This window comes from Kitasatospora purpeofusca, from assembly GCF_034043715.1.
Classification (GTDB): Bacteria; Actinomycetota; Actinomycetes; order Streptomycetales; family Streptomycetaceae; genus Kitasatospora; species Kitasatospora purpeofusca_A.
The window spans coordinates 73432-92596 of sequence record NZ_JAXCLC010000016.1 but is presented as its reverse complement, the minus strand read 5'-3'; the positions used below and the strand labels follow the sequence as shown (position 1 = coordinate 92596).

The window sequence follows — 19165 nt, the reverse complement described above, 5'->3', positions numbered from 1 at the left end:
CCGAAATACCTGAAGCGGCTCGGCCGGCGGCCCCGAATCAATCCTTGCAATTCAGGAACGAACTGCTTATCTCGATCCTAACTTCGAGGAGAAGGGGGGTGGAAGAAATGTCTGTCGCACTCGTCGAGGAGACCCGGACGGCGCTGACCGTCGAGGAGACCGCGGACTTCGAGGCTTGGATCACCGAGCTGGAGCAGGCCGACGACCGCAAGTTCACCATGGGGAAGCCGTAGTGGTGACCGGCGCGCCTGTCATCGACATCGGCGAGGCCTCGGAATTGGCGAGGCCAAGGAGTTCACGGGGCTCCGGCCAGGCTGCGTAGTGCGAGCCGGTCGACCTTTCCGCTGCCATTGGCCGGAAGGGAATCCAGCCGTACCCAGCGGCGCGGAACGAATGCCGCGGGCAGGGCGGCGCGCAGGGCGTCGGACGCCGTATCGCGCGAAACCCCCGGTGCCGCGACGAAGAACGCGACGAGCCCCGCCGTACCGTCCTGGACCTCCGCCAGGACGGCGCACCCGAGCACGCCGGGGAGGGCCGAGAGGGCCGCCTCGACCTCGTCCAGTTCGATCCGGACCCCGCCGATCTTGACCTGCCGGTCGGTCCGGCCGAGGCAGTGGGCGATCCCGTCGGCGAACCGCGCGAGGTCGCCGGTGCGGTAGAGCCGCCCGGTGCGCGAGGCCAGGTCGAACCCGTCTGCGTAGAAGGCCGCCGCGGTGCGCTCCGGATCGTGCAGGTAGCCCGCGCTGACGGCGTCGCCGCCGACCCAGAGCTCGCCCGCCTCGCCGGGTTCCGCGGCGCGCCACGCGCCGTCCTCGTGGACCAGGAGGTAGAGGACGACGCCGGGAGCCGGTCGCCCCACCGGCAGCAGCGGTGCGGCCAGGTCGTCGGCGGTGATCCGGTGGAGCACCACGTCGTCCGAACACTCCGTCGCCCCGTAGGCGTTGAAGAGCTCGACGTGCGGGAGCAGCCGCAGGGCGGCGCCGGCGATCCCGGGGTCGAGCCGCTCGCCGGTCGAGACGAGGCAGCGCAGCCGTGCGAACTCCCGGCCTGCACCGCGCCGCGCGGCCTCCTGCACGGTCCAGTCGATCGCGGTCGGCACCAGCTCCAGGACAGTGACCCCGGTGCGCTCGACCGTCGACGCCAGGCGCCGGGCGAACCGCTGGTCGGCGTCCGTGACGATCACGACCGTGGCGCCGACCAGCAGCGGCGCGAGCATCTGCCACACCGAGATCACGAAGGCCGGCGGGGCGGTGAAGGCCACCCGGTCCGCGCCGGTCAGCTGCAACCGGCCGACCAGGAACCACAGGTTGTTCAGCATCCCGAGCTGGTCGACGATCACGCCCTTCGGGCCGCCTGTGCTCCCGGAGGTGTGGATGACGTAGCGGGGCTCGTCGCCCGCGGCCACCCGCGCCGGTGCGAGTCGCTCGCCCGGCTGCGCGGCGGCGGGCGGCGGGAACACCAGCAGGGGGACGGCGGCGCCGGCCGCCGCACGGGCGGCGGTCACCGACGTGGCGTCGGCCGTGTCGGGCACCAGCACGCAGTGCGGCCCGGCGGTGCGGAGCACCGCCTCGGCCCGGGCCTGCGGCCAGTCGGGGGCGAGCGGGAGGTAGGCCGCGCCCAGGCTCTCGATGGCGAGGAACGCCGCGATGGTGTCGGTGCTGCGGGGACCGGCCACGGCGACCCGGCTCCCGGGGGTGCAGGACCCGGCCGTCAGGGCCGCCCGCAACTGATCGACCCGGTGCGCGAGTTGCCGGTACGTGGTGGTCCCGGCGTCCGACACGGCGGCCACCCGGTCCGGGTCCCGCTCCGCCCACTCCCGCACGTGGGCCCAGACGCCGGTCGAGGGGTCGGTCCGGGGGAGCGGTGAGCGCAGCGCCCTCGCCCGGGCCGCGTCGAGGGTGCCCGGGTGCAGCGGCAGCCGGGCCAGGGCACGGGCCGGCGGCCGGGGGGCGTCGGGGAGTTCGGGCCGCACCGGCCTCAGCCCTGCCCGCCGGCGGCCACCAGCGCCTGCCAGAGCGCCCCGGGGCTCGCGAAGGTCTCCATGGCCAGGTACTCGTCGGGGAGGACCAGCCCGTACCGCTCCTCGATCCGGCTCAGCAGCACCACCATGCGCATCGAGTCGAGGCCGGCCGCCGGGAGGTCGAGGTCGGCGTGCAGCGCGGGCCCGGTCGGCAGGTCCACCAGGGTGGTCCGGAGTAGCTCCTCGAACGCCGGGTCCCACGGCGGGGTGGTGTCCGCTTCCAACGTCACTGCGATACCTCGTCTCTGAGCGGTGCAGCCGAGCAGGACAGGAATTTGAGAGCGTTCACGTGAGCGTTCACGTGAACCAGAGTCTCACCGATGCCCTGAAAGGTTGTCAACAACTGTCAGTCAGTCCGTTCGTGGGCGTAGTTCGGGATTCGAGGGCGGCCACGGAGGGAATGGCCGGCCGCGTATGCTGGTGCTGCGTCGACGACGTCGCAGCCAGTGCCAGAGGGGCGGTGTCCGGCCGCTCGCCAGGAGTTCCAGTTGGAGAGTTCGCCCCAGTTGAAGACTTCGCGTGCGGGAGTTTTCGAGCCGACCGCTCGGCGCGTCACCATCGAGGACGTGGCGCGGGCGGCCGGAGTGTCCCGGCAGACGGTCTCCCGTGCGACCAACGACAAGGGCGAGATCGACCCGGCCACGCGGCAGCGGGTGCTCGACGTCGCCAGGTCGCTCGGCTACCGCCCGAACCGCTTCGCGCGCGCCATGGTGCGGCAGGAGACCGTCACCCTCGGCCTGCTGCTGCCCAACATCACCAATCCGTTCTTCCCCGAGGTGGCGAACGGCATTCTGGAGTCCGCCGCGGAGCGGGGCTGGCACGTCGTCATCCAGCAGACCGGTGCCACGCCCGAGGGCGAGCAGGTGGGTCTGGACCTGTTCGCCGGTCAGGCCGACGCGTTCGTGGGCTATCTGGAGTTCGACGAGTCGGTGCGCCGGGCGACGGAGATCGGGATTCCGTTCGCCCTGTTCGGCTATGAAGGCTCGGGCAGCGCGGCGGCCGCGGTCAACCGGGTGGATATCGACCTCGGCAGCGGTCTGGCCGCGGCGATCCGTCACCTGGTCGGGCTCGGCCACCGCGAGATCGGGATACTGGACGCCGGCCGGCCGGCCGAGCCGGGCGGCACTGTCAGCCCGCGCGGGCAGATCATGCTCGACCTGCTTCGGGAGGCCGGACTCGCCGCGGACCCCGAGTGCCTGCAGCGCGCAGCCAACTCGGTCCCCGGTGGGGAGCGCGCCGTCGCCCGGTTGGCCGAGGAGCGGCCGGGCGTCACGGCGGTGCTGGCCTACAACGACATCGTCGCGGTCGGTGCGATGCGCGGGCTGCGTGCGCTCGGCCGGTCGGTGCCGGACGACTGCGCCGTCGCCGGTTTCGACGGCCTGGGGCTGGCCGAACTCGTGGAGCCCGCGCTGACCACCCTGTACGTGGACAAGCGGAGCCTCGGCGCCGAGGCGGTCCGGCTGGTCGCGGCCGAGTTCGGGCCGTCCGATCGCGAGCCGAGGGTGTCCGTGGTCCGTCCCGAACTCGTGGTCAGGGCATCGACGGCAGGCACGGCGACGGTCCCGGACTGACCCCGCCCCGGCCCGCCGGACCCGGCCGGTGCAGCCGCCCGGTGCGCCGCGCCGTCACCCGCACCGCGGCGGGCCGCCCGTCGTGGGTGAGCAGCGGGACGTGCGAGCAGAACTCCGCTCCGGTCCGCCACAGGAGTTGGCGCGGCGAACCGCGGACCGGCCAGTCCTGCGGGTCCAGCACGCCCCACCCGTGCAGTGTGGCCAGGAAGAACGGGTCCGCGGCGGGCCAGCCGTCCCCGGTGCGGACCTCCAGCCAGGAGTGCGGGGCCGGGAACGGCAGACCCAGGAAGAAGCCGCAGGCCGGGCGGGTCGCGATGCCCGCCTCCTCGGCCACCCGCAGCAGGCACCGGGTGGCCAGCCGGCACTCGGCCAGCCCGGTCTCCCGGACGAAACCGGGGTCGCCGGCGAGCGGCCAGCGGACCTTGTGGAAGGTCAGCTCCGCGGCCGCGGCCACCAGCGGTTCGATAGCCGCGCCGAAGTCGTGCCAGCTGTCCGGGGTGTCCACCCGCACGGTGAGCGAACCGTCTCCGGGGACCGCCCCGGCCAGGGCCGGCGTGGCCGGGACGAAGCGGCAGCGGGCGGCGTGCCCGGGGGCCGGGCAGGTCCAGCGCAGGGTGACCTCGTAGCGGCTCCCGGTCAGCGCGGTGGGGGCGCGCATCGACCTGGCCCAGAGCTCCAGGGCACTGCGGTACGGCGAGGGCAGGCCGAGCAGGTTGGTGGTGTTCTCCAGGTCCATCGGGTCGAGGAACAGCCGCCCGTCGCGCCGTTCGTGCGGGAGCCCGAGGTCGAGGAGCTCCTGGAGCAGTGCGTCCTGGAGGCCGAACACCGGGGCGTCGTGGGAGGCCTCGGCGATGAAGGTCCGGTACCGGTCCGGGACCAGGCGGGCCCGCTCGACCGCGACGGCCGGACGGGTGTCAGGGTGCACGGTTCGCCTCCCGAACGAACTCGACGGGTACGACCAGTGCCGGGTCGCTGCGGGTCCGGTGGTGCAACCGGTCGACCAGCGCGTCGAGTTCGGTGGGGCGCAGCTCGACCGGGAGCAGCGCCACCAGGCGTTCCCGGTCCGACCCGCGCCCCCTGACCAGCACCCGGACGCCGTCCGGAAGGCCCAGCTCGGCCGCCACCGCCCGCGCGACACGCGACGCGTCGACCACGCCGTTGCGGTACCGCACCAGGTCGGTGCCGACCGGTCCTCGGCGCCGGGCGTTCGCCACCTGGTCGGACCAGCCGTGCGGGACGCCCTCGGCCAGCTCCCGGGCGAGGGACTCCAGACCGGCCAGCAGGTCCCGGGCAGCGGGCAGCGGGATGACGGCCTCGTTCGACTCCAGCTCCAGGATCATCAGGCCCGCGGCGGCGTCCGGGACGGCGAGCAGGTAGCTGAGCGCCGGGTCGGCCGGGTCGGTGGGGTCGCTGCGGAACCGCTCCACAGGCCGCTGCGCCGGCTCCGTCCGATCCCGGGCCGGCGCACCGGGGAACGGCTCCAGCACCATGTAGTTGTACTCCAGCCGGAACCGGGTGTTGCCGCCCGTGCTGCGCTGGTGCTCCTCCAACAGGGCCCGCAGCTCCCGGACGTCGTGGTCGCAGTTGCGCAGCAGCCCGCCGGTGGCCGCGCGAGCCGCCGCCATCAGGGCGGCCTCCTCGGCTTCGCGCGGTACCGCCACGGCACACGGGTAGCGCAGCGCGCAGCAGTGCACGGCCGCCGGGTAGGCGAACCGGTTGGAGCTGATCACGCAGATCACGCAGGTGTCCAGGCCGGTGTAGCGGCCCATGACGAAGCTGTAGAGCCCCAGCAGCACCTGTGCGGGGAGCAGGTGGTGACGGTCCGCCAGCACCTTCACCGAGCCGTACAGGCTCAGGGACGTGAAGGTCGCGGTGTAGCTGCTGCCGCGGCGCCGGTCGTCCAGCACGGGCAGTTGGCTGGGCGGTGCGGCCCGGAGCACCTCGCGCCAGCGCGCCAGCCCGGTACTCCGGCCGGCGCCGGCCCACTGGGCGAGGGCGGTCTCGATCGGCTGCGTCACCGGGCCCGGCACGGGCGGTGGCGCGCCGTCCCGCAGGGCCTCGACGAGCTCCACCAGCTGCCGGTGCAGCAGTTGGCTGGTCCGCAGGTCGGCGACCACGTGGTGGAGGACCGCCAGCACCTCGCGGGTGGCCGCGCGGTCGCTGAGCACCTCGAACTCGACCGGGGGCTCGGCCGCCACGTTCATCGGCCGGTGGCAGGCCCGGTCGGCCAGGGCGGCCGACCACTCCTCGCCCGCCCCGGGCGGGAGGTCCCGCAGGGTGATCCGCTCTCGGCCGGGGCGATGCACCAGCTGAACGGGTGCTCCCGAGGCGTCGCGGGTGAAGGTGCTGCGCAGCACTTCGTGCCGCCGCACCAGGATCCGCAGCGCCTCGCGCACCGTCTCCGGCGAGACCCGATCCGGCAGCGGCCAGCGCATCGCGAGGACCCGGGTCCAGGTGCGATCGGGTGCGCGGTCAGCGATCTCTTCGAGCTCGGCCAGCTGGGCGAGTTGACCGAGCGTCATTGGCCCGCTCCGCTCGACTCCGCCGGTGGCGCCGTCCGCCGGCGGGCCCATGGCCCCGGTCACCACGCGACCGGGAGGCCGCGGACCCCGTAGACGAGGTCGTCGTGACGGTAGGCCAGGTCGTCCTCGGCGACGTCGAGCCGCAGGTCGGGCAGCGCGGTGAAGATCCGCTCCAGGGCGATGGTCGCCTCCAGGGCGCCGAGGCCCCCGCCCAGGCAGCGGTGGATGCCGTGGCCGAAGCTCAGGTGCGGGTTGGTGGGGCGGTCGATGTCGAACTGCTCGGGGTGCCGGAAGACCGCCCGGTCCCAGTTCGCCGAGTGCAGGTGGAGAATGACGAACTCGCCCTTGCGCAGCGTCCGGCCGGCCAGCTCGATGTCCTCGGTGACGGCGCGCACCGGACCGTGCTGGATCACCGTCCAGTACCGCAGGCTCTCCTCGACCGCGGCGGCGGCCCAGCGGCGCGGGTCCGTTCGCAGTCGTTCCGTCAGCGCCGGCTCCCGCAGCACTGCCAGGACCGTCATCGAGGTGACGGCCGCGGTGGCGTCCAGGCTGGCCGCGAGCAGCAGGGTGGCCACGCCGACCACGTCGTCCCGGCCGAGGCCGGCGGTGCGCGCGTTGGCGAGCAGCCGGGAGAGCAGGTCGTCGCCGGGCTCCCGGTCCCGTGCGTCCAGCAGCTCGCTGAGGAAGCGCCGCATCCGCTCTCCCGCGACCAGCCGCTTGGCCAGCGACCCGTCGTGGGTGGCCCGGGCGTTGATGCACTGCCGTACGAAGCCCTCGTAGTCGTCGGTGACGCCGTAGAGGTAGCCGGAGACGTAGCAGGGCAGCAGGTCGGCGAACTCCTTGACCAGGTCGCCCGAGCGGCGGCCGTCCGCGGTGAACCGGTCAAGCAGCCGGTCCACCAGCTGCTCGACGGCCGGCCGGCGGGCGGCCACCGCGGCGGCGCTGAACTCCCGGCTCAGCAGGTTGCGGACGCGCTCGTGCTCCGGCGGGTCCATCGAGAGGAACACGCCGGGACGCTGCCGGCCGTAGGCGAGCGGGATCTGCGGGTAGCCCTCGACGGTGGCGTCCGAGCTCAACCGGTGGTTGCCGAACAGCGCCCGCACGTCGGCGTGCCGGGTGACCAGCCAGGCCCGGCCCCCGTAGGCCAGGTCGACCTCGATCGGTCCGCCGTCGTGGCCCTCGGGGCGGTAGGCGCCGGGCGGGGCGACGGGGTTCTCCCGCGCGGCGGGGAACCGCACCGGGCAGGTGGCCGGTGCTTCGGTGCTCTCGGTGATGCTCACTCGCACGCTCCTCGGTCGAGTTCTGTGGCCGTGCCGGGCCCGGGCCGGGGATCCGGGTGGTCGAGCCTGGAGATGTAGTCGCGCAGCCGGATCGTCGGGGTCCAGCCCAGGGCGCGGGCCTTCGAGAAGTCCGACGCGCTGCGCACGCGGTCGCCGCGGCGGGCCGGGATCATGCACACCGGGCCGCCGAACATCCGGGCGACGTCGATGATCCGGTGCTCCTCGCCGCGGCCAAGCAGGTAGCCGTCCCCCGCACCGCGGGCGGCGCACACCAGCAGCCCGGAGACGATGTCGTCCACGTGGGTGAAGTCGCGCAGCTGGGACCCGGGTTCGACGACGGTCAGGTCGACGCCCCGGCGCCGCTGCTCCTCGAAGACGCCGATGACCGTCGCATACGGTCCCTGACGGATCTGCCGTGGTCCGTACACATTGTAGAAGTACGTGATGACGTAGTCGAGTTCGTACCAGCGGGCGGTGTTGCGGATGTACTCGACGTTCTTCGCCTTCATCCACGCGTACGGGCTTGAGTGCTCGTCGTGGGGTGGTTGGCCGAACCTCGTGCTCGACCCGGCATAGACCAGCCGGGCGCCGTGCCGGCGGCAGAAGTCGACGACCTCCTTGGTGCCGTGCAGGTTGGACCGCCACACCAGGTCGAGGTCGTCGAAGGAGCTGTCGACGCGGGAGTACTCGCCCAGGTGGAAGACCGTGCCGGGGGAGAGCAGGCCGTTCTCGGCCCAGAGGCGGCCGAGTTCCCCGGTCTCCCCGGTCAGGTAGCGCGCCCGGGGATCGTCGGTGTGGTTCTCCGTGGACCCGGTGGCGTACGAGTCCACGGACACCACGAGCGCCTCGGGGCGGTCGCGCAGCAGCGCCTCGACGAGGTGGCTGCCGATGAAGCCGGCACCGCCGGTGACCAGGAGCAGCTCCCCGCTCATGGCCGCCGCCTGTCGGAGGAGGCCACCAGCCGCTCGTAGGCGCGCGCGAGGCGGCGCTTGGCCGCGAAGTAGTCGTCGACCCGGACCCGGCGGTACGCGTGCCCGCCCACCGGGTCGCCCGGTCCCGCCAGCGGGGTGACGATCGTGGCCGGGCCCGGCTGGTGGAAGTAGGCGAGCGAGAAGCGGTCGCCGGTGGGGTGGTCGGCCGGCGGGCTGGCCACCCGGTGGACGGTGCTGTGCCAACGCCCGCCTGTCCAGTGCGCCATGAGGTCGCCGACGTTGATCACGAACGCCCCCGGGACCAGCGGCACCTCGTGCCAGGTCCCGTCGCGGTCCAGGACCTGCAGCCCGGTGGCGGCCTGGTCCCGGTGTAGCACGGTCAGCGAACTCCAGTCCCGGTGCGCGAGTTTGAGCAGGCCCGAGGTGCCGCCCGGTGCGGGGGCCGGGTACCAGTTGGCGCTCAGCCCCGACATGTCGGGTGTGAAGCCGGACCGGAACCAGTCCTCGGGGAGGTCGAGCGAGAGAGCGAACAGTTCCATCAACTGATCGGCGAGCCGCCGCACTTCGGCCAGGTAGGCGCGGTATGCCGCGGCGAAGCCCGGGATCCGCGGCCACTTGTTCGGCGCGGTCAGGGCCGCCGAGACGTCCTCCGGCAGGCGGGCGGCCCGGCCCGACTCGCCGAGGCTGTTCACGGTGAAGGCCAGCAGCGGCTCGATCCGGCCGGCCACCAGGCCGCGCTGCAAGGGGTCGTCGGGGTCGACCGCGAGCTCGGCGGCGAACCGTTCGGGGTCGCTGAACAGCGCGGCGGCCGCGTCGCGGACCCCGGTCACCACCTGGTCGGGGATGCCGTGCCCGACGACGAGGAAGGCGCCGAGGTCCTCGCAGACCTCCCGGATCCGGGTGGCCAGCCGAGCCCGGCCCGCCGGGTCGTGCGCCTGCGCCAGGTCGAGGACGGCGATGGGGCCCTCGCCCGCGGGGGCGTCGGCCGGCCGGCTGTTCCCTGTACTGATCTCCATGTCCGACTCTCAGTGGGGATTGGGGGCGCTGCTGGAGGCGGCGGCAGCGGCTGGATGGGTGCCTGCGGGCCAGCTCGCGGCGGCCAGCTCGTCGGGCAGGCCGGCCCGCCCGACGATCAGGGTGCGGACGCCCGCGGCCCGCCCCTGCGACCGGTCCCACTCGCTGTCACCGACGAACAGCACGTCGTGGTGGGCCGGGCCCAGGCGTCGAAGGGCGAGCAGCAGGGCGTCCGGGGCGGGCTTGGGTGGCGCGTCCTGGCGGGCGACGAGCAGCGGGATGTCGAGCCGCGCGGCCGTCAGCAGGGCCTGCGCGTCCTCCCGGGACCGTCCGGTGCAGACGCCGACCGCGACCCCGCGAGCCCGCAGCCCGGCCAGCGCCGCCTCGACCCCGGGCATCGGCAGTATGTGACGAGTCGTCAATTCCCGCACGAGAAATGTGTGATAGGCCGACAGTGCCTGCTCGGCCCGGTCGGTGCCGACCAGTTCGCCGAGGGTTTCGAGGTCGGTCGGCCGCTGGGCCCGCCAGAGGCCGACACGGCCCGGCGGCGACGCGGTGACCTGGTGGACGGCCTCGCGCAGGCAGTGCTCGTGGACCTGCCAGCTGTCCAGCAGGGTGCCGTCGAGGTCGAAGACGACCCCGTGCGGTCCCGCCGGTCCGGCGGCCGGGTGGTTCATCGGTCCTCCGCGGGTAGGGCGAGGCCCACGTCACGGGCGCGCGGCGTCCGGTGGGCGAGCTCCAGCGTGGTGTTGACCAGGCCGAGGGCGAGGGCGGCGCCGCTCGCCACGCCCAGCCGCAGGCCCAGGTCCAGCAGCGGGTCCAGGCCGAGCGCCTGCAGCAGCGGGTGGTGGCCCGGCTCCGCCGACCGGTGGGCGGCCACCAGGTAGCGGCCGGCCGGCGGGCAGAGCCGGACCGCGATCAGGGCGGCGACGGCGGTGATGAACCCGTCGAGGACGACCACCCGGCGGGCCGCCGCGGCGGCGAGGATCACTCCGACGTTCCCGGCGATCTCGTAGCCGCCCAGGGCGGCGAGCTGCGCCAGCGGGTCCGCCGCCGGCCCGCCCTCGGTGCGGGCCAGCGCCCGTTCGACCAGCGTCAGTTTGCGGGCCACGGCGGCCGGGGCGATGCCCGACCCCGCTCCCACAACCTCGGCCGCCGGGAGTACCAGCAGCCGTGCGGTCAGCGCGGCGGCCGCGGTGGTGTTGCCGACCCCGATCTCGCCGACCGCGACCGCGGTCTCCACACCCAGCTGGCCGCGCAGGAACCGGGCGCCGTTCAGCACCGCGCGTTCGGCCTCGGCGGGCGTCATCGCGTTGCGCAGGCAGATGTCCCCGGTGCCCGGGCCGATCCGGAACTCTGCCTCGCCGACCGGCTCGACGAGGCCGAAGTCGGCGCTGACGACCCGAGCGGGCACCCGGTCGGCGATCAGGTTCAGTGGTGCCCGCCCGGACCGCACGAGGGCGAGCATCCGCCCCCCGGCGGGTTGCGGCAGGGCCGAGACGGCCTGCCCGGCCACCCCGTGGTCGGCCGCCAGCACGCTGACCAGCGCGGGCAGCGGCCCGGGGTCCGGGTCGCTGCGGATCGCCGCGATCCTGGGCACCAGGTCGTCGAGCCGGCCGAGCGCACCGTGCGGGCGGGCCAGGGTCCGCAGCCGCAGCGCCCCGAGCCGGCCCGCCTGTGGGTCCGTCGGTCCCACCAGCGCGCAGAGCGCGTCGATCGAGGCCGGCCCGCCGGTCACGGGGCCGCGGTCTTGTAGGCGACGAGGTCACCGAGCACCAGGACGTCGATCTGGGTCTTGAGGAAGCAGCGCACGGCGTCCTCGGGCGTCTCGACGATCGGCTCCTCGTTGTCGTTGAACGACGTGTTGAGCAGCACGGGGACGCCGGTGCGGTCGTCGAAGGCCCGCAGCAGGGCGTCCAGGCGCGGGTTGAGCTCCGGCAGCACCGTCTGGAGGCGGGCCGAGCCGTCCTCGTGGGTGACGGCCGGGATGACCGCGCGCATCTGCGGTCGCACGTCCGGGACCATCAGCATGTAGGGGGCCGGGACGGCGGTGGTGAAGTACTCGGCCTGGCGGGACTCCAGGACGATCGGGGCGAACGGCCGGAAGGCCTCGCGGTGCTTGACCCGGGCGTTGATCCGGTCCTTCATGCCCGGCTCCCGGGGGTCCGCGAGGATGCTGCGGTTACCCAGGGCCCGCGGGCCCGCCTCCGAACGGCCCTGGAACCAGCCGACGATCGCGCCGTCGGCGATCTCGCGAGCCACCAGGGCGGACAGGTCGTCCGGGCGCACGATGCGCAGCCGTCCGGACTCGGCGGCGAGCGCTGCCTCGATCCGGTCCGCCCCGTAGGCGCGCCCCAGGTAGGGGGAGAACGGCCCCGCCGCCGGCTTCCACGGGTTCGCGCCCAGTTCGTGGTAGCCGTACAGGGCCGAGCCGAGCGCCGTGCCGCCGTCGCCCGCGGCCGGGACCACGTGCACCCGCTCGAAGCCCGTCTCCGACAGGAGCTTGAAGTTGGCGACGCTGTTGAGGGCCACCCCGCCCGCCAGGCAGAGGTCGGTCAGACCGGTGCGCCGGTGAAGCCAGCGGGCGAACTCGATCACGATCCGCTCGGTCTGGTGCTGGACGGCGTAGGCCAGGTCGGCGCGCCGGGCCGCCAGCTCGGCGGCGCCCCCGGCCTCGGCGAGCTCCCGGTCGATGAAGGAGCGCATGGCGATCTGCTCGGCGGTGGACTGGCGGAACTCGCCGGAGGAGAGCCGGAAGAACCCGCCCAGTCGCGCGACGTAGCGCGGCGTCCCGTAGGCGGCCAGCCCCATGGTCTTGCCCGGCGCGCCCATGCCTCCGGTGGTGAACAGGCCGATGGCCTTGGACACCGCCTCGTACATCCAGCCGACCGAGTCCTCGTAGGGGTCCTCGGAGCGCCGGTCCGTGAGGGTGACCCGGCCGTGCTGCGCGCGCAGCACCTCCAGACCGCCCGCTCCGGCCTGGTAGCAGGTCACCGTCTCGCCGTGCAGCTGCCCGTGCTCGACCACGGTCGAACCGCGGCCGTCCATGACCAGCACGGCGGCCTGTTCGAAGGGCGAGGTGTAGAAGGTGCTCGCCGCGTGGGCGAGGTGGTGCCCCATCCAGCGCACCCGCTCGCGCAGGCGGAGGGTGTAGACGGGGTTGACGAAGTCGTTGGCGATGACGAGGTCGACCTCGTCGGCGCCCAGGCCCGCCTCCTGCAGCACGTAGTCGGCCGCGAGGCACCGCTGCAGCCGCGGTCCGAGCCCGTAGGCGATCTTGATCCGGGTGAGCCGTTCCTCCTCGATGGCCGATACGACCTGACCGTCCACCACCAGGGCGGCGCAGAAGTCGTGGTGTGATCCGCCCAGTCCTAGGACACGCAACGTTCCTCCTGATCGTTCTCGTCGGGCATGGGTCACTTGCCGGCCAGTCGCTCGACCACCGGCGCGAAGGCGTCCGCCTGGGCGGCGGGGAGCACCCAGTAGGAGATCCCGTACCGCTGCCGCCGCTCCTCCAGGCGCTCGCAGACCTCCGCCACGCTGCCCGCCAGGGCCAGCGGAGAGTCCAGCGCCTCGGCGGGCGGCAGGCCGAACATGTGGGTGAGGACCCGCTCGGCGTAGCGGGTACTGGAGGCGCAGATCGAGGCGGCGAAGAGCAGGCACTGGAACTCCGGTGCCGCCGCGCCCGGCCGGGCCTGCCGCACCCAGCGCACCCGCCGGTCGAACTCGGCCGCCAGGGCGGACGGGCCGAACCGGTTGTCCTTGCTGCCGGAGGAGAGCCGGGCGGAGAAGGAGACGATGTCGGCCAGCTCGGCGGCCGCGCGCAGCATCCGCGGGCCGCCGCCGCCCATCGTCCACCGGGCCGGACCGGGCCGGGGCTCGCCGACCGCGTCGAGGACCCGCTGCGTGCGCCCCTCGAAGCTGACGCTGCCCTCCTCCCAGAGCCGGCGCAGCACCGTCACCGCCTCCACGGCCTGGTGAACCCGGTCGCCGCCGGACGCCATCTCGACGCCGGCCCGGCTGAAGTCCGAGGCCAGCCAGCCCGCGCCGACCCCGATCTCCAGGCGCCCGGGGGCGACGAGGTCGAGCGTGGCCAGCTCCTTGTAGAGCACCGACGGCTGCCGCAGCGCAGCCCCGAGCATCAGCGGACCGAGGGCGATCGAGTGGGTCGCCCGCGCCGCCAGGGTCAGGGCGACCAGCGGGCCCCATTCGCGGTTCAGATGGTCGGGGACGAGGAAGGAGCCGTACCCCTGCTCCTCGCGCCGCCGGCTCAGCTCCTCCCACTGCGCGACGTCGGCGGCACGGCCGGCGAGCACGCCGAAGCGGAACGGCCGGATCTCGGGTGACTGGGTCATCGGGCCACTTCCCGGGTCAGTGAGGCGTAGGCGGTGGGGCGGCGGTGCGCGGCGCCCCAGATGGAGCCGGCGCGGTACTCGCGCAGGGCCGCGAGGTCCAGGTCGGCGAGGACCAGCCGGCTGCGGCCGTCGGCGAGCGCGACCGTGTGGTCGCGCGGCCGGTTTCGGTGCACGGCCCGCCCGTCGAACAGGCAGGAGCGCCCGTTCATCCGCGGCAGCGGGTAGTTGGCGACCGCGACCGCGACCGAGTTCTCGAACGCCCTGGCCCTGACCTGTCCGATCCGGTCGTCGCAGAGCAGCGAGGCGTTGGGGCAGACGACGAGTTCCGCGCCGTCCAGTGCGAGCGCCCGGCAGGCCTCCGGCTGCTCGCGGTCGAAGCAGATGATGACCCCGAGCCTGACCGGTCCGGCGGCCGTCCGCACGGTGCTGACGGTGAACCCGGGACCGGGGGTGAAGACCCGTTCCCAGCCGAAGTCGCAGACGTGGACCTTCCGGTAGACGTCGGTGACCCGGCCGGCCGCGTCGATCACGGCCGCCGCGTTGCCCGGGCCGGTGCTGTGTGCCTCCACGAAGGTGGTGACGACGGCGAGGCGCAGGCGCCGCGCGGCCGCCCGGAAGGCGCCCAGCCAGGGACCGTCGACCGAGGTGGCCTGGTCGTGCCAGCGCTGCCCGCCCGCCGCGTCGCCCGGGCAGGGGGCGTACCCGGTCTGCCACAGCTCGGGGAAGACCACCAGGTCGGCGCCGCCGGCCTTGGCCTCCTCGCACAGTGCCAGCCCGCGACGCAGGTTCTCCTGCGGATCACCGGGGCTGGCGGCGCTCTGCACCAGGGCGAGGCGCATCAGCGGCCCGGTCCGGCGGAGGGCCGCGCCGCGACCTCTGCGACCGGTGCGACCGCGACGGGCGTGCCGGAGCGCGCGGACGCGATCGCGGCGTCGAGCATCGCCATCGTCGCGAGGTTGTTGAGGGCGCTGCCCCAGCCCGGTGCGCCGGTGGCCAGGGCGTCGAGGAACTCGTCGAGCGGCGGCGTCACTTGGCGGATCGGGTCCCGGTCGAAGCCCTGGTCGTCGGCCTCGGCCACGACCGTTCCGGCCGCGCCGGGGTCGGGCTCGGGGCGAGCTCCCGCTCCCGGGGCGGGCGCCGGTGCACCGCTCACCAGCGCCAGCCGGACGGTGCCCGCCCCGTTCCAGGTCGCGGTGCCGTGCGGGCCCGTCGCCCGCCAGCTGCCGCTCCAGGCGGTGGGCATCGCCGGGGCGGACCAACTGCCCTGGTAGAGGAAGCGGGCGCCGTCCAGCATGGTGAACAGGGCGGTCGCCTCGGCCGGGCCGCGGTAGCCGGTGCCGGGGCGCGCGGGCGCGTCGCAGTAGACGGAGCGCGCGTCGCTCCCGGTGAGCCTGCGGCTCGTGTCGAAAGCGTGCACCGCCATGTCGCGCAGCAGCGGCTGGTCCAGGTCCGCGCGGAACCCGCCGGCGGGGTAGCCGCGGCTGAACCGCGCCTCCAGCCGGTCCAGGCCGCCCAGGCGGTCGAGGGGCGCCCCGGACGCGGGCCCCCCCGGGGGGGGGGCCCCGCGGCCCGCCCCCGCCGGCGGCCCCGGCCGACCCGGTCAGTCCTGGCGGTGGGCGATGTCGACGTTCTCCAGCACGCCGACGGCGTCCGGCACCAGAATCGCGGCCGAGTAGTAGGCGCTCACCAGGTAGGAAATGATGGCCTTCTCGTCGATTCCCATGAATCGCACCGAAAGGCTCGGCTCGACTTCATCCGGAATTCCGGTCTGGTGCAGACCGATGACACCCTGGTTGTCCTCGCCGGTGCGCATCGCGAGGATCGAGGTGGTACCGCCACCGGTGATCGGGATCTTGTTGCACGGGAGGAGCGGCACTCCCCGCCAGCCGAGGACCTGGCGGCCCTGCAGCTCGACGGTGTCCGGGTACAGGCCGCGCCGGTTCCACTCACGGCCGATGGCGGCGATGGCCCTCGGGTGGGCCAGGAAGAGCTTGGTGCCGCGGCGGCGGCTCAGCAGCTCGTCCATGTCGTCCGGGGTGGGCGGGCCGGAGTGGGTCTGGATCCGCTGCTCGTGGTCGGCGTTCCGGAGCAGACCGAACTCCGGGTTGTTGATGAGCTCGTGCTCCTGGCGCTCGCGCAGCGCCTCGACGGTCAGCCGGAGCTGGTGCTCGGTCTGGTTCATCGGCTGGTTGTAGAGGTCGGCGACCCGGGAGTGCACCTTGAGCACCGTCTGGGCGACGCTGAGCTCGTACTCGCGCGGCCTGAGCTCGTAGTCCACGAAGGCGGTGGGGAGCTCGTACTCGCCGTGGTGGCCGGCGGAGAGGCCGATCGCGGCCTCGCCGTGCTTGTTCTGCGGCTGCTGGAAGCCTTCCAGGTACTCCATGATCTGCAGCTGGAGGGCGTCGGAGCGGTCGACGAGCTCCTGGAAGTCGGCCCAGCGCAGCGACAGCACGGTGGCGGCGGTGGCCGCCCGCACGGTGTACGGCCAGTCGCCGCCCTCCTGCCGGAGCGCCTCGTCGCCGAGGTGGTCGCCGTCGGCCAGGGTGCCGACCACGGTCTCCTCGCCGTACTTGCCCGTTCCCAACCGGTTGAGCTTCCCGTAGGCGATGATGAGGACCTCGTCGATCGGCGCTCCGGCGGCGACCAGGACCTCACCCGCGGAGAACTCGCGTTGGACGAAGCGCCCGGCCAGCTCCGCCAGCACCGCGTCGTCCGGGAAGCCCCGCAGGACCGGCACCTCGCGCAGGGTCTGGGGCAGGATCCGGGCCTCGCTGCCCGTCCGGTCGAAGCTCACCCGACCGCGGCCGACGGCGTGGCGCAGCCGGCGGTTGACCCGGTAGGTGCCGCCCGAGACCTGGACCCAGGGGAGCGTCCTGAGCAGCCAGCGGGGGCTGATCTCCTGCATCTGCGGCGCGGACTTGGTCGTCGTCGCCAGGTTGCGCGCGGCCGCGGTCGCGAGACTCTGCTGGTCCCGGGTCTGCGCTCCACCGCCCGGTGCAGGAATACCGGCGTTGGTTTCGGTCGACATAGGAAGCCCTTCGCGTACCCGTACCCGATGAAGTTTCGCCTTGCAACTTGCCACAATCATGGTGGGCCCATTCGGAGGGCTGCCGCAATCACTCTTTCGAGTGGTCGGAATAACCGAAAAAATAGTACGAATAGAATGTCTGATCGATATTGAATCGATCAGGTGATCCAGTGCGTTCCGGAACGGGACGGTCCGGTTCGCCCCCTCGGTCGGTGCGCGACGGACCCGCGCGCGGACCCACGCCGGACCCACCCCGCGTTCGGGCCCGTTCGACAGGCCGCTAAGGTGCCACCTCAAAGGGCCACGGAGCCAGGACGAATGCGGCCGAACCACAGCCCTTCCCGCCTCCCGCTCGTTCACCCCCTGCCCTGGGAGCCCCCTTGAGCGCCCCCGTCACCGTGTGGCTCAACCGCACGTACGCCGAGAACGTGTTCTTCATCGAACAGCTGCACGCCGCCCCGCGGGCGGTCCGGGTCCACGCGACCCACGTCGACCCCGACTCCCCCGTCCTCGCCGCCGCCGACACCGCCGGCCTGGAACCCGCCGACCTCACCCCCGACGCCTACGTCGCCTACGCCCTCGACCACTGCGCCCGCCACCGCGTCGACGTGTTCGTGCCCCGGCTGCACCAGCTCGCGATATCCCTGCACCGCCACGAGTTCGAAGCCGTCGGCACCGCCCTCGCCTGCCCGCCCGCCACCGCGATCGCCGCCTTCGGCAGCAAGGCCGACGGCTACGCGGCGATCGCCGCCGCCGGACTGCCCACCCCGCCCTGGTGGCTGGTGCGCACCGCCGAGGAACTGGTCGCCGCCGTCGACCTGATCGAGGCGGCCGGCCTCACCGCCTGCCTCAAGCCCGCCTCCGGCGCCGGCGGGGAGGGCTTCCGGATGCTCACCCGGGAACCCTTCGGACTGCACCGGCTGGCCGGCTGGGACAGCCGCGTCCAGGTCGACCAGGTGGCCGCCGCGCTCGACCTGGCGGCCCGCGAGACCCCCGGCACCCCCGCCGACCTGCTGGTCATGCCCTACCTCGACGGCCCCGAGGTGTCCGTGGACTGCCTCGCCGACCTGGACGGCACCCTGCTGGCCGCCGTCGGCCGCAGCAAGCACCGGCGCCGCCGCAGCTTCACCACCGAACCGCGGTACCTCGAACCGGCCCGCCGCCTGGTCGAGGCCACCGGCATGGCCTACCTCTCGAATGTGCAGTTCCGCCACCTGCACGGGGAGCCGGTGGTCATCGACGTCAACACCCGCCCCTCCGGCGGACTGCACCAGCTGCGCCTGTGCGGGCTCAACCTCCCTTGGAACGCGGTGCAGTTGGCACTCGGCGAACGCCCGGACACCGACTGGGCCGGAGACCCGGCGGGGATCGAGTACACCCTGGTGTCCGGCATCCAGGCGGTACTGCCGCACCGGCTGCCGCCGTTCACCCCGGACGGCCGGCCGGCGGGCGAGCTGGTGCACTGACCCACCGTCACCAGACCGGCTACAGCGGCCCGTTCCAGTCCAGCGTCGGCTCCAGCACCCCTTCCAGGGTCAGCAGCCAGCGCTTCACGTCGATCCCGACCCGGCCGCCGCCGAAGCCGCCGATCCCGTCCGCCGCCACCACCCGGTGGCAGGGCACCAGCAGGGCGACGGGGTTGGCGGCCATCATCTGCCCGACCGTCCTGGCCGCCAGGCCGGGCTCCTCCACCCCGGCGAACACCCCGCTGCGGGCCGCGAGTTCGCCGTAGGTGATGGTCCGCCCGTACGGCACCTCGTGGAACAGGGTCCGCAGCACCTCCCGGTGCGGGCCGGTGCTCAGGCTCCAGTCGATCGGCAGCTCCAGCTCCCGCCGCCGGCCCGCCAGGTACTCGCCGACCCGGTCGGTGACCGCCGCGATCTTCGACTCGTCGGTGCAGCGGGGCAGTTCGCCCTCCCGCCCGAGGTAGCCGACCGCCGCCACGCCCCGCGCGGTGACCGCGATGTGCAGCGGTCCGCTCGGCAGCGGCGTCTCCACCGTCAGCCAGGACAACGGCGCCGTCGTACTCCCCGCCATGCCTTCCCCCCTGCTGTCCACCCTGTCCACCGCGCCGGTGGTGCCGCCCGGGTCCGTCCGGACACGCACCGGCCACCCGGCCCGCGCGCCATCGTACGGCGGACCGGGCGCAGGCCCCGGCGCGGCCGCGGTCAGGGGCGCCGCCCCCTCAGCTCCGCGGCGACCGTCCGCGACCAGCGCGCGAGTTCGGCCCGGTCGGCGGGCCCGCCCTCGCACAGGGCGGCGACCTGGGCGTCGTTGATCCGGTTCGGCCCCGGGATCTCCAGCAGGTACGCGAACTCGTCCAGAACGGTCGCGAGCCGCACGGCGTCCGTGTGGTCCAGCGACGCGGCCGCCTCGTGGTGGCCGATGGTGAGAGAACCGGGCATGGTCTGCCTCCTCCGTTCGCCCCCACACCCCCCACGGT

The 19165-nt window shown here is 73.9% G+C and carries 19 protein-coding genes; 3 read left to right on the top strand and 16 right to left on the bottom strand.

The annotated features are described in order from the left end of the window. Positions 1-107: 107 nt before the first annotated feature. Positions 108-233 (top strand): hypothetical protein, encoded by a 126-nt coding sequence (locus SM793_RS11470; protein WP_320438002.1) that lies wholly within the window; start codon positions 108-110, stop codon positions 231-233. Positions 234-295: 62 nt separating this feature from the next. Here the strand turns inward: SM793_RS11470 and SM793_RS11465 are convergent, their stop codons facing one another. Beyond that, a complete protein-coding gene (locus SM793_RS11465; protein ID WP_320438001.1) occupies positions 296-1972 on the bottom strand; it encodes an amino acid adenylation domain-containing protein in 1677 nt (558 codons plus the stop codon). Between the two features lie 5 nt (positions 1973-1977). Then, positions 1978-2250: a phosphopantetheine-binding protein gene (locus SM793_RS11460; protein WP_320438000.1), complete on the bottom strand. Its 273-nt coding sequence runs from the start codon at positions 2248-2250 to the stop codon at positions 1978-1980. Between the two features lie 258 nt (positions 2251-2508). Here SM793_RS11460 and SM793_RS11455 point away from each other — a divergent pair, with 258 nt between their 5' ends. Beyond that, complete coding sequence (locus tag SM793_RS11455) at positions 2509-3591, top strand: LacI family DNA-binding transcriptional regulator (protein WP_320437999.1); 1083 nt, start codon at positions 2509-2511, stop codon at positions 3589-3591. Here SM793_RS11455 and SM793_RS11450 read toward each other — a convergent pair. From SM793_RS11450 to SM793_RS11395, 12 genes are all read right to left on the bottom strand, one after another. Then, positions 3551-4516 carry a hypothetical protein gene (locus SM793_RS11450; protein WP_320437998.1) on the bottom strand — a complete coding sequence of 322 codons (966 nt, stop codon included), beginning with the start codon at positions 4514-4516 and terminating at the stop codon, positions 3551-3553. The genes SM793_RS11455 and SM793_RS11450 overlap by 41 nt on opposite strands. Further along, positions 4506-6113 (bottom strand): condensation domain-containing protein, encoded by a 1608-nt coding sequence (locus SM793_RS11445; RefSeq protein ID WP_320437997.1) that lies wholly within the window; start codon positions 6111-6113, stop codon positions 4506-4508. Before SM793_RS11445 ends, SM793_RS11450 begins: the two co-directional genes overlap by 11 nt. A 59-nt stretch (positions 6114-6172) precedes the next feature. Then, on the bottom strand, positions 6173-7393 hold the full coding sequence (locus SM793_RS11440) for a cytochrome P450 (protein ID WP_320437996.1): 1221 nt from the start codon (positions 7391-7393) through the stop codon (positions 6173-6175). Next, entirely contained in the window at positions 7390-8325 is a 936-nt protein-coding gene (locus SM793_RS11435; protein ID WP_320437995.1) for an NAD-dependent epimerase/dehydratase family protein, read from the bottom strand. Before SM793_RS11435 ends, SM793_RS11440 begins: the two co-directional genes overlap by 4 nt. Next, positions 8322-9341 (bottom strand): isopenicillin N synthase family dioxygenase, encoded by a 1020-nt coding sequence (locus tag SM793_RS11430; RefSeq protein ID WP_320437994.1) that lies wholly within the window; start codon positions 9339-9341, stop codon positions 8322-8324. Before SM793_RS11430 ends, SM793_RS11435 begins: the two co-directional genes overlap by 4 nt. Before the next feature lie 9 nt (positions 9342-9350). After that, complete coding sequence (locus tag SM793_RS11425; RefSeq protein WP_320437993.1) at positions 9351-10016, bottom strand: HAD family hydrolase; 666 nt, start codon at positions 10014-10016, stop codon at positions 9351-9353. Further along, positions 10013-11077: a nicotinate-nucleotide--dimethylbenzimidazole phosphoribosyltransferase gene (locus SM793_RS11420; RefSeq protein WP_320437992.1), complete on the bottom strand. Its 1065-nt coding sequence runs from the start codon at positions 11075-11077 to the stop codon at positions 10013-10015. Before SM793_RS11420 ends, SM793_RS11425 begins: the two co-directional genes overlap by 4 nt. Beyond that, entirely contained in the window at positions 11074-12723 is a 1650-nt protein-coding gene (locus SM793_RS11415) for a carbamoyltransferase (RefSeq protein ID WP_320437991.1), read from the bottom strand. The genes SM793_RS11420 and SM793_RS11415 overlap by 4 nt, the downstream gene beginning before the upstream one ends. A 32-nt stretch (positions 12724-12755) precedes the next feature. Then, on the bottom strand, positions 12756-13694 hold the full coding sequence (locus SM793_RS11410; protein ID WP_320437990.1) for a TIGR03621 family F420-dependent LLM class oxidoreductase: 939 nt from the start codon (positions 13692-13694) through the stop codon (positions 12756-12758). Then, complete coding sequence (locus tag SM793_RS11405) at positions 13691-14533, bottom strand: carbon-nitrogen hydrolase family protein (protein WP_320437989.1); 843 nt, start codon at positions 14531-14533, stop codon at positions 13691-13693. Before SM793_RS11405 ends, SM793_RS11410 begins: the two co-directional genes overlap by 4 nt. Then, positions 14533-15201: a hypothetical protein gene (locus tag SM793_RS11400; RefSeq protein ID WP_413815927.1), complete on the bottom strand. Its 669-nt coding sequence runs from the start codon at positions 15199-15201 to the stop codon at positions 14533-14535. Before SM793_RS11400 ends, SM793_RS11405 begins: the two co-directional genes overlap by 1 nt. Positions 15202-15294: 93 nt before the next feature. Next, positions 15295-16722, bottom strand: a complete 1428-nt coding sequence (locus tag SM793_RS11395; protein ID WP_320437987.1) for a family 2B encapsulin nanocompartment shell protein — start codon at positions 16720-16722, stop codon at positions 15295-15297. A gap of 380 nt (positions 16723-17102) precedes the next feature. Here SM793_RS11395 and SM793_RS11390 point away from each other — a divergent pair, with 380 nt between their 5' ends. Then, positions 17103-18188: an ATP-grasp domain-containing protein gene (locus SM793_RS11390; protein WP_320437986.1), complete on the top strand. Its 1086-nt coding sequence runs from the start codon at positions 17103-17105 to the stop codon at positions 18186-18188. 19 nt (positions 18189-18207) lie between these two features. Here SM793_RS11390 and SM793_RS11385 read toward each other — a convergent pair whose 3' ends face one another. Beyond that, complete coding sequence (locus tag SM793_RS11385) at positions 18208-18759, bottom strand: methylated-DNA--[protein]-cysteine S-methyltransferase (protein WP_320437985.1); 552 nt, start codon at positions 18757-18759, stop codon at positions 18208-18210. A gap of 131 nt (positions 18760-18890) precedes the next feature. Then, positions 18891-19127, bottom strand: a complete 237-nt coding sequence (locus tag SM793_RS11380) for a hypothetical protein (protein WP_320437984.1) — start codon at positions 19125-19127, stop codon at positions 18891-18893. Positions 19128-19165 lie beyond the last annotated feature (38 nt).